The sequence below is a fragment of the Hymenobacter sp. UYCo722 genome (assembly GCF_040547115.1).
Taxonomy (GTDB): domain Bacteria; phylum Bacteroidota; class Bacteroidia; order Cytophagales; family Hymenobacteraceae; genus Hymenobacter.
The window spans coordinates 48,704-62,145 of record NZ_JBEPPC010000007.1; the positions used below are offsets into that span (position 1 = coordinate 48,704).

12 protein-coding genes are annotated in these 13,442 nt (G+C 62.8%); 2 read left to right on the forward strand and 10 right to left on the reverse strand.

Annotated features, from left to right (window positions below):
- Positions 1–33: 33 nt before the first annotated feature.
- The 10 genes from ABIB44_RS15790 to ABIB44_RS15835 form a co-directional block, all read right to left on the reverse strand.
- Positions 34–492 carry a FixH family protein gene (locus tag ABIB44_RS15790; protein WP_354585630.1) on the reverse strand — a complete coding sequence of 153 codons (459 nt, stop codon included), beginning with the start codon at positions 490–492 and terminating at the stop codon, positions 34–36.
- A 188-nt stretch (positions 493–680) separates the two neighbouring features.
- On the reverse strand, positions 681–2,090 hold the full coding sequence (gene ccoG / locus ABIB44_RS15795) for a cytochrome c oxidase accessory protein CcoG (protein WP_354585631.1): 1,410 nt from the start codon (positions 2,088–2,090) through the stop codon (positions 681–683).
- Positions 2,091–2,258: 168 nt separating this feature from the next.
- Positions 2,259–3,134: a cbb3-type cytochrome c oxidase N-terminal domain-containing protein gene (locus tag ABIB44_RS15800; RefSeq protein ID WP_354585632.1), complete on the reverse strand. Its 876-nt coding sequence runs from the start codon at positions 3,132–3,134 to the stop codon at positions 2,259–2,261.
- On the reverse strand, positions 3,128–3,331 hold the full coding sequence (locus ABIB44_RS15805; RefSeq protein ID WP_354585633.1) for a hypothetical protein: 204 nt from the start codon (positions 3,329–3,331) through the stop codon (positions 3,128–3,130). Before ABIB44_RS15805 ends, ABIB44_RS15800 begins: the two co-directional genes overlap by 7 nt.
- A 148-nt stretch (positions 3,332–3,479) precedes the next feature.
- The gene (gene ccoN, locus ABIB44_RS15810; protein ID WP_354585840.1) at positions 3,480–5,666 is read right to left on the reverse strand and encodes a cytochrome-c oxidase, cbb3-type subunit I; all 2,187 of its coding nucleotides are present in this window, start codon (positions 5,664–5,666) and stop codon (positions 3,480–3,482) included.
- A 126-nt stretch (positions 5,667–5,792) separates the two neighbouring features.
- Positions 5,793–6,302 carry a DUF2199 domain-containing protein gene (locus tag ABIB44_RS15815; RefSeq protein WP_354585634.1) on the reverse strand — a complete coding sequence of 170 codons (510 nt, stop codon included), beginning with the start codon at positions 6,300–6,302 and terminating at the stop codon, positions 5,793–5,795.
- Between the two features lie 57 nt (positions 6,303–6,359).
- Positions 6,360–6,515, reverse strand: a complete 156-nt coding sequence (ccoS, locus tag ABIB44_RS15820) for a cbb3-type cytochrome oxidase assembly protein CcoS (RefSeq protein WP_354585635.1) — start codon at positions 6,513–6,515, stop codon at positions 6,360–6,362.
- A 187-nt stretch (positions 6,516–6,702) separates the two neighbouring features.
- Positions 6,703–9,204 carry a heavy metal translocating P-type ATPase gene (locus tag ABIB44_RS15825; protein WP_354585636.1) on the reverse strand — a complete coding sequence of 834 codons (2,502 nt, stop codon included), beginning with the start codon at positions 9,202–9,204 and terminating at the stop codon, positions 6,703–6,705.
- A gap of 153 nt (positions 9,205–9,357) precedes the next feature.
- A complete protein-coding gene (locus tag ABIB44_RS15830) occupies positions 9,358–10,410 on the reverse strand; it encodes a response regulator (RefSeq protein ID WP_354585637.1) in 1,053 nt (350 codons plus the stop codon).
- A complete protein-coding gene (locus tag ABIB44_RS15835; RefSeq protein WP_354585638.1) occupies positions 10,388–12,001 on the reverse strand; it encodes a sensor histidine kinase in 1,614 nt (537 codons plus the stop codon). The genes ABIB44_RS15830 and ABIB44_RS15835 overlap by 23 nt, the downstream gene beginning before the upstream one ends.
- 187 nt (positions 12,002–12,188) lie before the next feature.
- Here ABIB44_RS15835 and ABIB44_RS15840 point away from each other — a divergent pair, with 187 nt between their 5' ends.
- Both ABIB44_RS15840 and ABIB44_RS15845 read left to right on the forward strand, forming a co-directional pair.
- Positions 12,189–12,542 (forward strand): thioredoxin domain-containing protein, encoded by a 354-nt coding sequence (locus ABIB44_RS15840; protein WP_354585639.1) that lies wholly within the window; start codon positions 12,189–12,191, stop codon positions 12,540–12,542.
- A 216-nt stretch (positions 12,543–12,758) separates the two neighbouring features.
- Positions 12,759–13,214: a BLUF domain-containing protein gene (locus ABIB44_RS15845; RefSeq protein ID WP_354585640.1), complete on the forward strand. Its 456-nt coding sequence runs from the start codon at positions 12,759–12,761 to the stop codon at positions 13,212–13,214.
- The last annotated feature ends 228 nt before the right edge of the window (positions 13,215–13,442 follow it).

The window sequence follows — 13,442 nt, forward strand, 5'->3', positions numbered from 1 at the left end:
ATAGTAAGCGGGTAGGAGGGTGCCCCAGCGCATTTATTTTATCAGGAGTTCTTTCTCGACGAAATAGGCCTGGCCGCCGGCCGTGAAATCGAGGCGCACGCGCCAGTAGCCGGGCTGCATTTTGGCGGTGCTGAATGGCTGGTTAGCCCCGGCCTGCAGCGGCAGGCTGAAGTCCAGGCGCTGGTCGGAGGGGCGGAAGAAGTGCAGCTGACCCTTCACGGGTTGGCTGGCCAGCGCGGGCGGCAGCTGAAGCGTGAGACGCTGGGCGGCTGCCTCGTAGCGCAGTTCCACGGGCGCGGGCAGGGCAGCGGTGCGCGCCACCGATTCCATGCGCTTTTGATAGGCCAGCTCCTGCTGGTAATAGTCGGGACTGACGAGGTCGACGGTGGTGCGCATGGCCTGCTGCACCATGTAGCCGATGTAGCTGGCAAACAGCACAAACACGGCAATGATGGCGTAGGGCCAGATGGTGCGGGGTTTAATGGGTGTCATTGGATGTTGTTTGCTTTCAGAAACGTCATGCAGAGCGCAACGCAGTATCTCGCTCGCCGGAACCTCACCCCAGGCCCCGGTTCGCTTAATGCGCGAAGCCAAAAGTGAGGGGAGCCTGACGAAGCGGTAGAGATGCTTCGGCTGCGCTCAGCATAACGTTCTTTTGCTCACTGCTCATTGCTCATTGCTCATTGCACCGGCCCCAGAAACTTGGTGCTCGTCTCGGCAATCAATTTTCCCCGGCTGAACAGGCCGATGCGGATTTTCTGGTTGGTGTGATGCAGAGCGGTGCGGGGCAGCTCGGCGAAAAACACGCCCTCGGCGATGCCCTGAGCCGGGAGCGCAAGCTGATTGGTGCTGATGAGGGAAATGGTGCCCCGCGCTGGCTCCAGCAGGCGCAGGGTGATGGGGTAAGGCTGGTTGGTCTTGTTGATGACCGAGATGTTGTAGAGGTTGGTGATGGTGCCGTGGGTGGTTTTCTGGAAGAGCTGGCCGGGGGTGCGCAGTACCGTGGCCGCCACGTTGGCTCGCGACACCAGCAGGCCGGTGAGCACAACCAGCAGGAAGGCCAGCACGCCGGAAAGGGCTTTCACGCGGCCCGTAAGGCGGAACTTGGTACCCTCGGCAATGCCGTTGACGGAGGCGTGGCGGATGAGGCCCTGCGGCTTATTTATCATATCCATGATGGCGTCGCAGGCATCAATGCAGGCGGTGCAGTTGGTGCATTCGAGCTGGGTGGCCCCGTTGCGGATGTCGATGCCGGTGGGGCAGACCTGCACGCACTGGTGGCAGTCGATGCAGTCGCCGGCGGTGCGCGTCTGGCTTTTGCGCAGCTTCTCGCGGGGCTCGCCGCGCTGGTAGTCGTAGGCCACCACGAGGCTGTCCTTGTCGAGCAAAACGCCCTGCAAGCGGCCATACGGACACACAATGGTGCACACCTGCTCCCGAAACCGGGCAAACACAGCGTAAAAAACGCCCGTGAACAGCACCAGCGCCGCCAGCCCGCCCAGGTGGGCCGTGGGCGCGTCGGTGATGAGCTTCACCAGCTCATCGGACCCGATGATGTAGGCCAGGAAGGTGTTGGCGATAACGAAGGAGATGGCCAGAAACAGCGCGTGCTTGGTGGTTTTGCGCCAGAGCTTGTCCCAGTCCAGCGCCCGCCGGTCGAGGGCTTTTTGCTGGGGCGCGTCGCCTTCCAGCCAGTACTCAATGCGGCGAAACACCATCTCCAGGAAGATGGTCTGGGGGCACACCCAGCCGCAAAAAACCCGCCCGTACACCACCGTGAACACAATGATGAACACCAGAAACGTGAGCGTGGCCAGCAGCAGAATGAAAAAATCCTGGGGCCAGAAAATCTGCCCGAAGATGATGAACTTCCGGGCGGGCAGGTTCAGCAGCAGCACCGGCAAATCGTGGATGCGCAGCCACGGCCCGGCGAAAAGCAGGCCCAGAAACCCGTAGCTGAGCCACTTGCGGTGGCGGTAGAGCCGCCCGACGGGCTTTTTAGGATAGAGCCACACCCGCTCGCCCGCCGCGCCTATGGTCGAAAGCGAGTCGCGGTACGAGTCGTCGGGGTGGAATTGGGTGGAGGGCATGGGGAAGAACTTATTGGGCCTGAATCAGGCGGTCATGCTGAGCGTAGCCGAGGCATCTCGCGGGTGGCAGTAATTCAATTGTGAGGCTGCCAGTAAATAGTGATGGCACGCGAGATGCTTCGGCTGCGCTCAGCATGACGTTCTTTCTTGCCATTTAGCCTGCCGGCCCTACAGCTTTGCCACCGGTTTCCCCGCCGTCTCCTTCTCGCCCTGCGGCGGTTTGGCATTGGCCGGTTTCGTGCCTTTCAGACTCAGCACGTAGGAGCTCACCTGCAAAATCTGCTTGCCCGAGAGCTTGCCTTTCCAGGCCACCATGCCCTTGCCGTTGATGCCGAACTTGATGGTTTTGTACACGTGGTTCAGCTCGCCGCCGTGCAGCCAGAATTCGTCGGTGAGGTTGGGGCCGACTTTGCCTTCGGCGCTGCCCCCGTGGCAGGGCGCGCAGTTGGTCGTGAAGACGCCTTTGCCGCTGCTGATATCGGCCAGGGCCGTGAGGGGCTGGTAGGTAGTGAGCAGGTTAGGGTCGTCGGAGCCGACGGGCACGAACAGGGCAGCCTGCTGCATTTCGACGGCGTATTCGGCCTCCTGCAGCTGGCCGGTTTTGAAGACGTGGTAGTACGCCATGTAGACCACGGCGAAGACGATGGTAAAGTAGAAGCCGTACTTCCACCACGGGGGCAGGTCGTTGTCGAACTCGTGGATGCCGTCGTAATTGTGGTCGGTTAGCTCGTCGCGCACCTCGCCCTGCACCAAACGGGCATCGCCCACCAGCAGGCCCAGCACCTGGCCGCTCCAGCTGTCGTGCACCAGGGGCTGGTCGTAGAGCTGGCGCAGCTGCGGCTTCATCTGCCGCGTGATGACGATGCCGGTGAAGAGCAGCGCCAGCAGCAGCAGGCCCAGCAGGCTCAGCAGCAGCCAGAACAGGACCTCCTGCTCGCTTATGGGCGCGGCTTTGGCGGGGGGCGCGTCCGGCGTTTGGGCGGCGGCGGCGTAGCCGATGAGCAGGCCCGTTGCCAGCAGCAGCAGTGTGCGTTTGGTTAGCATGGTCCGTCGTGTTCGAGGTTAGATTTCAGGGCTGCGCCCTCGGCTTCCAGGGGCAGCTGGCTCATGGTGCTCAGGTGCTGGCGGTTGGCCACCAGCACGTACACCAGCAGGCCGATGAAAAAGAGAAAGAAGATGGCAAAGGAGATGAGCGGGTACACCGTGACGCCGGCGATGGATTGGAGCACGTTCTTTTCCATGAGGATTGGGAAGGTTAGTAATTGCTAAGCCGTCATGCTGAGCTTGTCGAAGCATCTCTACTGCTTCGTTGCAACGAGATTGATTACTAGCGCGGTAGAGATGCTTCGACTCCACTCAGCATGACGTTCTGATTGTTCGTCTCTGTTGCTACTGGGCAGCATCGGCGGCGGCCGGGGCCGTTGCCACGCCGGGCTTCACTTTGATATCCGTGCCCAGGCGCTGGAGGTAGGCGATGAGGGCCACGATTTCGCGGTCGGATTTTACTTCGATGTCCTCTTTTTTCAAATCGGCCACAATGCCGCGGGCCTGGTTCCGCGCATCGGCCACGGCCAGTTGGTCGAAGCCGGCGGGATAGGGCGTGCTGAGGGTTTGCAGGACGCGGATTTTGGCGGGCAGCGTGCTGTAGTTGATTTCGTTCTCATACAGCCACGGGTAGGGCGGCATGATGGAGCCGGGCGACATGCTGGTGGGGTCCATCATGTGGTTGTAGTGCCAGGAGTTGGGGTATTTCTGGCCCACGCGGTGCAGGTCGGGCCCGGTGCGCTTGCTGCCCCACAGAAAGGGCCGGTCGTACACAAACTCGCCGGCCTTGGAGTACTCGCCGTAGCGCTCGGTTTCGGAGCGGAAGGGGCGCACCATCTGGGTGTGGCAGTTCGAGCAGCCTTCCTTGATGTAGAGGTCGCGGCCCTGCAACTCCAGCGGCCGGTAGGGCTTCACGGAGGCGATGGTGGGCACGTTCGATTTCACCAAAAAGGTCGGAATCATCTCCACCGCGCCGCCGATGGCAATGGCCACGGTGGCCAGCACGGCCATTTGCACGGGGCGGCGCTCCAGCCAGCGGTGCCAGTGGCCGCTCTGCACGTGCGGGTCCTCGGCTTCGGGCACCAGCGCCGGGGCCTGGGCTTTTTCGTTGGCCAGCAGCGAGCCGGCTTTGGCGGTTTGGTACAGGTTGTACATCAGCAGAAACACGCCGCTCAGGTACATCACCCCGCCGATGCCGCGCAGGTAGTACATGGGCACCAGCTGCAGCACGGTTTCGAGGAAGTTGGGGTATTGCAGCATGCCCTCGCTGTTGAACTGCTTCCACATCAGGCCCTGCGTAAAGCCCGACCAGTACATCGGAATGGCGTAGAACAGGATGCCCAGCGTGCCCAGCCAGAAGTGCGTAGTGGCCAGTTTTTTGGAAAACAGCGGCGTGCGGTAGAGGCGCGGCCACAGCCAGTACAGCATCCCGAAGGTGAAGAAGCCGTTCCAGCCCAGCGCCCCGACGTGCACGTGCGCCACAATCCAGTCGGTGAAGTGGGCCAGGGCATTCACGTTTTTCAGGGCCAGCATAGGACCTTCGAAGGTGGCCATGCCGTAGGCCGTGATGGCCACCACGAAAAACTTGAGCACGGGCTCCTCGCGCACCTTGTCCCAGGCCCCGCGCAGGGTCAGCAGGCCGTTAATCATGCCGCCCCAGCTGGGCGCAATCAGCATGATGCTGAAGGCCACGCCCAAGCTCTGGGCCCAGTCGGGCAGGGCAGTGTAGAGCAAGTGGTGCGGCCCGGCCCAGATGTAAATAAAAATCAGCGACCAGAAGTGCACGATGCTCAGGCGGTAGGAGTAGATGGGCCGCTCCGCCGCCTTCGGCAGGAAGTAGTACATCATGCCTAGATAGGGCGTGGTGAGGAAGAAGGCCACCGCGTTGTGGCCGTACCACCACTGCACTAGGGCATCCTGCACGCCGGCGTAGGCCGAGTAGCTTTTCAAGAAGCTCACCGGTACTTCGGCCGAGTTCACGAGGTGCAAAACCGCCACCGTGATGAACGTGGCGATGTAAAACCAGATGCCCACGTACAGGTGCCGCTCGCGCCGCCGGAAAATGGTGCCGAACATGTTCCAGCCAAACACCACCCAAATCACGGTAATGGCGATGTCAATGGGCCATTCCAGCTCGGCGTATTCCTTGCTGGTGGTGAAGCCCAGTGGCAGCGTGGCCACCGCCGACAGGATAATAAGCTGCCAGCCCCAGAAATGAATTTTGCTGAGCACGTCGGAAAACATCCGGGCCTTGCACAGGCGCTGCAGCGAGTAGTACACGCCGGTAAAAATGCCGTTGCCCACGAAAGCGAAAATCACCGCGTTGGTGTGCAGCGGGCGAATGCGGCCGAAAGTGGTGTAGGCCGTGCCCATGTTCACCTCGGGCCGGGCCAGCTCGAAGGCCGCCAGCACGCCCACCGCCATCCCGATAATTCCCCAGATAACGGTGGCAATGCCGAAGTCGCGGACAATCCTGTTGTCGTAGAAAAAGGTGTCCACCGCCCGCGCTATCGGGGCCGGAATCAGCGGCATTCGGGGCGCGGCGGGAGCTAATTGTTCGGCCTGCATGGTCGGAGAAGTGAGTTATTTACTTCTCCAAAGGTCCCCCGGGGCGTTTTTCGGGTAGGTGATGAAAATCAGGTGGGCAGCTGATTGATGTCAGGCATCAGCACCGTGTAGGGCAGTTTCTACTAATTCGACGACCCGTTCCCACGTAATTCCGGCTTGCCGCTCATCAGCCAGCCGGTGGTTTTCCTCTATTACTTCGACCCTCGGAATGATGCCGGGCTCTTGGGTGTGCAGCATTGCTCTGATATTGAGCGTTTCCGGATAACCCGGAATAGTGGTTTGAAGCCAGCCAAAATAAGCGGGCTCGGTCACCCGTTCCGGGTCATGCCATACTTCGTTGGTGCGGCGGAAATTAGTCTCGCTCAAACTAGTCCAGACATTCCAGCAAAATATTTCATCCGAATCAATAACCGGAATTTCAATGCGCGCCCGAACAAAGAAATGAGACTCGTCAATTACGCACAGGCTTTCCGTGAGCTCAACTCTGGTTTCCCGTTCATCCGGCGGCACGCTGAAATAATAATCGGGGAATTCTGCGCCGAAGCACATCGGCAGTTCCTCGTGATACTCGCCGCAACGGGAACAAGTGAATCCATCCATGCTACTTGTCAGCGGTTAGTTTGAAGCTAAAATAATGGCCCTAAGGTACTGCCGCAGCTACTCATCCTGCTCGATTTCATCTTCAAACAGCATGCGTACGGCGGGCGTGTAGTCGTCCTCGTACTGGCCCGAGCGCACCGCCCACAGGAAGGCGGCCAGGAAAGTGAGCGCCACCAGTAGGCTGATGCCGATGAGCAGGAAGATGATGGTCATGGTTGGATAGAATGATATTGGGATGGCTGCGCCGATAGTCGTTTTAACGGAGCGCCTCACCCCCTGACCCCCTCTCCGAAAAGGAGAGGGGGCACCGGAAATGCGCGAACTTCAGGCTCTCCCCGTTCCCTTTCGGAGTGGGGGCTGGGGTGAGGCGCTCCGTTGAACGACCCATCTCACACACACATCATAGCCCACGTCGCCACGCGGCCCACCGCACCAATAGCGTGGCAAACAACATCACGCTCAGCGAGCTGATGGGCATGAGGATGGCCGACACGATGGGCGTGAACCGGCCCTGCACCGCCAGCGTGAGGCCAACGCCATTGTAGCAGAATGAGAGCACGAACGTGGCCAGCACGATGCGCAGGCAGTCGCGCGAGAAACCCAGGATGGTGGCCAGCCGCCCAAAGCTGCCCGCTTCGAGAATGGCGTCGCAGGCGGGCGAGAAGTTGGTGAGCGTATCGGTGAGGGCGATGCCGGTGTCGGCGCGCTGCAGGGCCCCGGCGTCGTTCAGGCCATCGCCGACCATGACCACCGTGCGGCCCTGCTGCTTGAGCTGGGCGATGTAGTCGAGCTTGTTTTGGGGCGTTTGGCGGAAGTGAAGCTCGGCCTGCGGGCCGAACAACTCGCGCAGGCGGCTCTGTTCGGTGTCGTTGTCGCCCGAGAGCACGGCCAGCCGGTAGCGCTGGCTGAGCTTGGCCAGCACCTCGCGCAGCCCCTCACGGTACACGTTGTGGAAGGAGTAGCAGCCGTGGAGGTCATCAATCGTGATGTATACCCGCGATTGCAGGCGGTCCGTTGCGGGTAGCGACGCGCCCCTGCGCGTCTCGGCGTCTGCGGTGCTAGCATCGGTCGCTACCGCATCGTTCAACGCTGAGACGCGCAGGGGCGCGTCGCTACCCTTGTTCACGAATGCGGCCGAACCCACCCGCACCGCCACGCCGCTCACGGTGCCGCGCAGGCCCTGCCCGGGCACTTCGGCAAAATGCTCCACGGCCAACGTGCTGGCCGGCAGCTCCGCCGCCAGGCGCTGGCTGAGCGGGTGCGTGGAGTGGCGCACCACGGCCGCCACCGCTTGCTGCTGAAGTAGCGTAAGCGCCGGCCCCACGTATGCCACCGCCGACTTTTTGACATCCGTGAGCGTGCCGGTCTTATCGAAAACGATGGTGTCGGCGCGGCCCAGGGCTTCGACCACGGTGGAGTTTTTGAGGTACAGCTTCCGGCGGCCCAGCACGCGCAGCGCGGCCCCCATGGCGAAGGGCGTGGCCAGTGACAGCGCGCACGGGCAGGCAATCACCAGCACCGAGGTGAAGGCCCGCAGCGCCATCGTCGGGCTTTGGGGGTACCAATAGGCCACTGCGCCCACGGCCAGGGTTAGGGTAAGCCCCACGAAGTAGCGGCCTACCCGGTTGGCGTAGGTTTCCAGATTGGGCTTCTCTTCTTTCTGAAACGCGGGGTTGTTCCAGAGCTGGGTGAGGTAGCCCTGCGATACTTCGCGCACCACTTCCAGCTCCACGGCCTCGCCCACCTGCCGGCCGCCGGCGTACACGAGCTCGCCGGCCGCGCGGGCCACCGGCTCGCTCTCGCCCGACACAAAGCTGTAGTCAATCCGGCCCGCGCCGCGCAGCAGGATGGCATCGGCGGGAATGATTTCCTGATGCCGCACGCGGATGCGCTGGCCGGTTTTCAGCTCCTTCACGGACACCGACTGCTCGCCGGCTTTGGTGAGCAGCGTCACGGCCACGGGGAAGTAGGAGGTGAAGTCGCGGTCGAAGCGCAGGGCGTCGTAGCTGCGCTGCTGCACCCATTTGCCGATGAGCATGAAGAACACCAGCCCGGTAAACGAGTCGAAAAAGCCCGGCCCGCGCTGCGTTACCACTTCAAACACGCTGGTCACGAACAGCGCCGTGAGGCCCAGGCTGATGGGAAAATCGAGGTTGATGTAGCGCTGCCGCAAACCCTGCCAGGCCGAGCGGTAGAAGCTGCGCGCACTCACCAGCAGCACCGGCACCGAAATCAACAAGCTCAGCCAGCCAAAGAAGTGCCCGAACGTGCCCTGCAGCTGCCCGGCAAAGGAAAAATACTCCGGGAACGCCAGCAGCATCACATTGCCGAAGCCGAAGGCGGCCACGCCCAGCTGGTAGAGCAGCGTGCGGGTGCCGTGGTGCGGCTGCGCGCCCAGCTCGGCCAGCGTAATCTGCGGCTCGTAGTTGATGGCGGTCAGTAGCGTCACCACTTCCTTGAGCGAAGTAGCAGTCGGCTGGTAGCTCACCGTCAACTCCTTGCGCAGAAAGTTGACGCGGGAGGCCAAAATGCCGGGGTTCAGCTTGAACAGGTTCTCCAGCAGCCAGATGCAAGAGGCGCAGTGCATCTGGGGGATGCTGAGCGTGAGCCGCGCCAGCGTGGGCGAGCGAAAGGCCAGTAGCTGGCTCTGCACGGTTTCCAAATCGAGGTAGTCGAAGCGACCGGGCAGTTCCACGGCCCGCACTTTCTGGCCGGGGTGCTCGTCGAGACGGTAGTAGGTGCAGAGGTTGCTGGCGGCCAGCAGCTCGTAGACGGCCGCGCAGCCCGGGCAGCAGAAATTCAGCGCGGGCTGCGCGGTTAGCCTGATGGGTTCGTCGGGGCAGTCGTCGCCGCAATGGGTGCAGGCTACGTGAGTTAGTACTTCAGCGGAAGCAATGGGCACGGGCGGGTAGGGGCTGGTGGCAGCCCCAAAGCTCCGGCCTGAACCCAGCCGTTGGCCTGACGAAAGTCAGGGAGCGGGATGATTGATTTCAATTTCGCTCACGCTTCAGCCTGTGCCGCGCCAGCACTTCCGGTTGCGCGGTGAGCTGACCCGCTACCAACGCGCCCGGCGCAGCTTCTCGGGCTCCAGCACCCGAATGGTTTTGGGCAGGAGCTCGATGAGCCCATCGGCCCGAAACTCGCTCAAAGTGCGGATGAGCGACTCGGGCGCGGTGCCCACCATGGCGGCCATGTCTTCGCGGGTGAGCTGGATGCTGGGCTGGCCGGCGGCCTCGGCGGTGGCGTGCAGGTGCAGCAGCACATCGGCCACGCGCCGGCGAATGGAGCTGTAGGCCATGCCCAGCAGCAGGTCTTCACGCTCGCGCACGCGGCCCGCCAGCAGCCGGATAAACTGCTGGCTCACTTCGGCGTTGCGCAGCAGGAGCTGGGTGAAATCGTCTTTCGGAATGTACACCAGCTCGGCATCGTCTACTACCACGGCCGAGTCGCCGTGGGCCGTGTGCTCCAGCAGTGGCAGGTAGCCGAAAAACTCGCCGGGACCGTAGAGGCCGGTTATCAGCTCCTTGCCGCCGTCGGTGGTTTTCACGGTTTTCACGCGGCCGCTCTGCACGAAGTACACCCGCGTGGGCTCGTCGCCTTCGAGGTAAATATCCTGCTTGCGGCGCAGGGCGTGGGCCTTGCGGTCGAGCGAGAGGCTTTCGAGCCTGCCCACGGCGCGGGCATCGTCCAGAAACGCGCCCAGGCCCTCGGGCGTCGCGGCGTACTCGGGGCGCAGGTGCTCGAAGCGGTTCAGGCGGCCGGTGATGGCACTCAGCAGCTCGGCCCGGTCGAAGGGTTTGGTGAGGTAGTCGTCGGCCCCCAGGGCCATGCCGTGGCGCAGGTCGGTGCGCTCGGTTTTGGCGGTGAGGAAAATGAAGGGCACGCCCGCCAGCCGGGCATTCTGGTTAAAAATCTGGAGCACGCCGTAGCCATCCAGCACCGGCATCATGATGTCGCACACCACCAAATCGGGCTTCGTAGCCAGGGCCTGCTCCACGCCGCGCTGGCCGTTGTCGGCCGTGAGCACACTGAAGCCGGCCAACTCCAGCAGCTCGGCCGTGTTTTCGCGAATAGCCTGGTCGTCTTCAATCAGCAGAATCGTTTTCATAGGGAATGGTGATGGTGACGGTGGTGCCCACCCCCAGCTCGCTGCGCAGGGCCACGGTGCCGCGCATGAGCTCTAAATACTTGGCAATGATGTAGAGGCCCAGCCCCGTGCCCGGCACCGTGCTCACGTTGCGGGCCCGGAAAAACCGCTCGAACAGATGCTCCTGGTCTTCCTTGGCGATGCCCACGCCGTGGTCTTCCACGCTCAGCATGAGCTGCTGGCTGGTGCAGGTGGCGCGCACCCGTACCACCGAGTTTTCGCCCGAGTATTTGAGGGCGTTGGAGAGCAGGTTGACCAGGATTTTGCGCAGCAGCGAGGGGTCTACGCGGAAGGGCGCGGGGCATTGCACGTCGGGCTCGATGCGCTGGCCGGGCTTGAGCAGGGACTGCACGTCGGCCACGGTTTCCCGGAGCAGGGCCTCCAGGTCGAGCAGGGCCGGACGGGCCGCGATGCGGCCTTCCTCGATGCGGCCCACCGACAAAAATTCCTCCAGTATGTCGTTCAGGTGCTTCACCGAAGACTGAATGCGCTGCACGTGCCGCAGCTGCTTCTCGCGCAGCGGGCCCTCGGCGTACTGCTCAATCAGCTCGGCCGAGCTGAGCACGGCTGTGAGGGGCGTGCGAAACTCGTGCGAGGCCATGCTCACGAAGCGCGATTTCAGCTCGCCCAACTCCTGCTCGGCGGCCAGGGCCAGGGCCAGCTCGCGGCCGCGCTGCTCCAGCTGCTCCAGGGTGCTCATCAGGGCGTGGGTGCGGTCGGCTACTTTCTGCTCCAGCTCGGCATTGAGGCGGGCCACGCGCTGGTGCTGGGCCGTTAGCTCCCGCTCGGCGTTTTTCTTAAAGGTGATGTCGAGAATGTAGGACACCACGTAGAGCTCTTCATCGAGGTGAAAATAGCTGAGGCTGACTTCGACCGGAAACACGGTGCCGTCCTGGCGCTGGCCCACCAGGTCGCCCCGGTGCGCGCCCATGCGCCGGAACTGCGGCTCGGCGTTGAAGGATTCGCGCAGCTGCTCGTGCCGCCGGCCCACCGCGTTGGGCACCAGCATTTCGATGTGCTGGCCCAGCAGCTCGGCCGGCGCGTAGCCGAACTGCTCGCCCGCCAGCTGGTTCGCCGACACCATTTGCCCCGCCCGGTCGCACACGATAATGCCGATGGTGGCATTGGCAAACACGGCCTCGAAGCGCCGGTGGCTGTGGGCCAGCGCGCGCTCGGCCTGTTGCAGCGGGTTTTGCTCGGCGAGGTGCACCAGGAAATACGGCCGCCCTTCTACCTGGAAATAGGCCACCTCCAGGTACCCCGGAAAGGCCGCGCCACCGTGGCGCGGAATCAGGGCCTGCACTGTCTGGCGGCCTTCCTGCCGGGCGTGCTCGCCCAAGGCGGTCCAGTGCGCGGCGGTCCAGGGGGCGAGGCGCAGCGGGTGCGCGGCATCGGCCAGAAAAGCCGGTTCCGATTCGTAGCCCAGCAGCTGCACCCCGGCCGCGTTCACCTGCGTGAACCAGCCCAGGGCGGGGTCAAAAATCCCCATAAACTCCTTGGCCTGGGTATAAAGCAGGTCGGTGAGCACGCCGGGGTAAGAGCTGGTGAGCATAAAAAAGGAAGCGTGAATAGCGCCAACCGGCCGGGGTGTCTGGCCAGCCCCAAAAGTAGCGTTGCCGCAAGGTCGGCAGGAAATCCCGGGCACCTGACAATCATCAGGCGGTAACCTGATGCGCATCATGCCCATCGCAGGGGCGGGCTCGCTACTTTTACGGCCGGCTATCCGTACGCTATTCCGAATGACTACTCTCTCCCGACCCGTTCCGTCGCCGGCTGCCGAAGCGGCCGTGCTGCTGGTGCTGCTGCCCGCCGTGGGCACGGCTCCGCAGGTGCGGGCCGGCACGCGGGCCATGCTGGCCGCTTTGCAGCGGGAGCTGGGCCCGTCCATCCGGGTGCTCACCGTGGATGAAACCAGCCACCCCAGCGTGGTGCGCAGCTTCGATGCCACCGACCTGCCCGCTTTCGTGCTCATGCGCCATGGTGCGGAGCTATGGCGCCAGCAGGGCCTGCCCGAAGGCGAAATCACTGCCGCCGTGCTGCTCAGCAAGCTGGATGTGCTGCCCGCCGAAGCGCCGGCCCGGCGTAAAGGCTGAAGCAGAGGGCTCTGCCCCCACTTGCAGCGGGCAACGCAGCATCGCGCCCGAGCTGGTAGCTTAATCCTGTAAAAGTAATTGGTGTTGGCAGGCTAAATGTTGCGCTGCGCACTGCGCGGCGTACATTGGCAACAGGCTGAAAATAACAGCTCTGCGTGCTAGCTACTTGCTTGCCATAAACGTATAGAATTTCAATCCTACCTCTGCGCTGTTGCCATGGCTCTTTACCACCTGATTTATCAAAGCCAGGCGACCGTACCGTTCGACACGCCGGCCCTCGCGGCCCTGCTGCACCAGTCGCGCTTATTCAACCACCGTCACCACATGTCCGGGCTGCTTTTGCACACGCCCGACGACCGGTTTCTGCAGCTGCTTGAAGGCGAAGAAGCCGACGTGCGCAGCCTCTACTACCAGCACATTCTTCCCGACCCGCGGCATCAGCATTGCGAAGTGCTCGGCGAAGGTCCGTGCCTGCAGCGCAGCTTTGCCGACTGGAATATGGGCTTCCGCGTAGCGCTGGCCACCGACCTGCACATCCTGCTTCAGGAAGCGGCCCGTACCGAATACGCCGCCGATGGCTCGCGGCCGGCTGTTAGCCCCGCGCTGCTCCGGCAGCTGCTCAACTTTGTGGGCCGCAATACTGGAGCTGCCCGATACTACTCCGAGGAGTAATACCGGAGGTAGTTTAGCCCGAGAAGTGATTTTCCTGGCTCCGGACGCTTTCGCCGTGGTGCGGCAGCACAAGTTTACGCGTGAGCAGTGTTCTGAGCCCGTGAAAAAAAAGCAAACGGCATTGCCAACCCGGCTGGCGTAAGCACCCGGGTAAGGTGCGGTCTGCATTGGTACACTCCCGCCCGGTTTCCTGCCGTAAGTCGGAGGTGGCCCCCCTAAAGGCAGCCC

Bases quoted from the DNA above. Each gene is read 5' to 3' on its own strand.
- ABIB44_RS15790 (WP_354585630.1), bottom strand. From the start codon at position 492: ATGACACCCATTAAACCCCGCACCATCTGGCCCTACGCCATCATTGCC.
- ccoG (WP_354585631.1), bottom strand. From the start codon at position 2,090: ATGCCCTCCACCCAATTCCACCCCGACGACTCGTACCGCGACTCGCTT.
- ABIB44_RS15800 (WP_354585632.1), bottom strand. From the start codon at position 3,134: ATGCTAACCAAACGCACACTGCTGCTGCTGGCAACGGGCCTGCTCATC.
- ABIB44_RS15805 (WP_354585633.1), bottom strand. From the start codon at position 3,331: ATGGAAAAGAACGTGCTCCAATCCATCGCCGGCGTCACGGTGTACCCG.
- ccoN (WP_354585840.1), bottom strand. From the start codon at position 5,666: ATGCCGCTGATTCCGGCCCCGATAGCGCGGGCGGTGGACACCTTTTTC.
- ABIB44_RS15815 (WP_354585634.1), bottom strand. From the start codon at position 6,302: ATGGATGGATTCACTTGTTCCCGTTGCGGCGAGTATCACGAGGAACTG.
- ccoS (WP_354585635.1), bottom strand. From the start codon at position 6,515: ATGACCATCATCTTCCTGCTCATCGGCATCAGCCTACTGGTGGCGCTC.
- ABIB44_RS15830 (WP_354585637.1), bottom strand. From the start codon at position 10,410: ATGAAAACGATTCTGCTGATTGAAGACGACCAGGCTATTCGCGAAAAC.
- ABIB44_RS15835 (WP_354585638.1), bottom strand. From the start codon at position 12,001: ATGCTCACCAGCTCTTACCCCGGCGTGCTCACCGACCTGCTTTATACC.
- ABIB44_RS15840 (WP_354585639.1), top strand. From the start codon at position 12,189: ATGACTACTCTCTCCCGACCCGTTCCGTCGCCGGCTGCCGAAGCGGCC.
- ABIB44_RS15845 (WP_354585640.1), top strand. From the start codon at position 12,759: ATGGCTCTTTACCACCTGATTTATCAAAGCCAGGCGACCGTACCGTTC.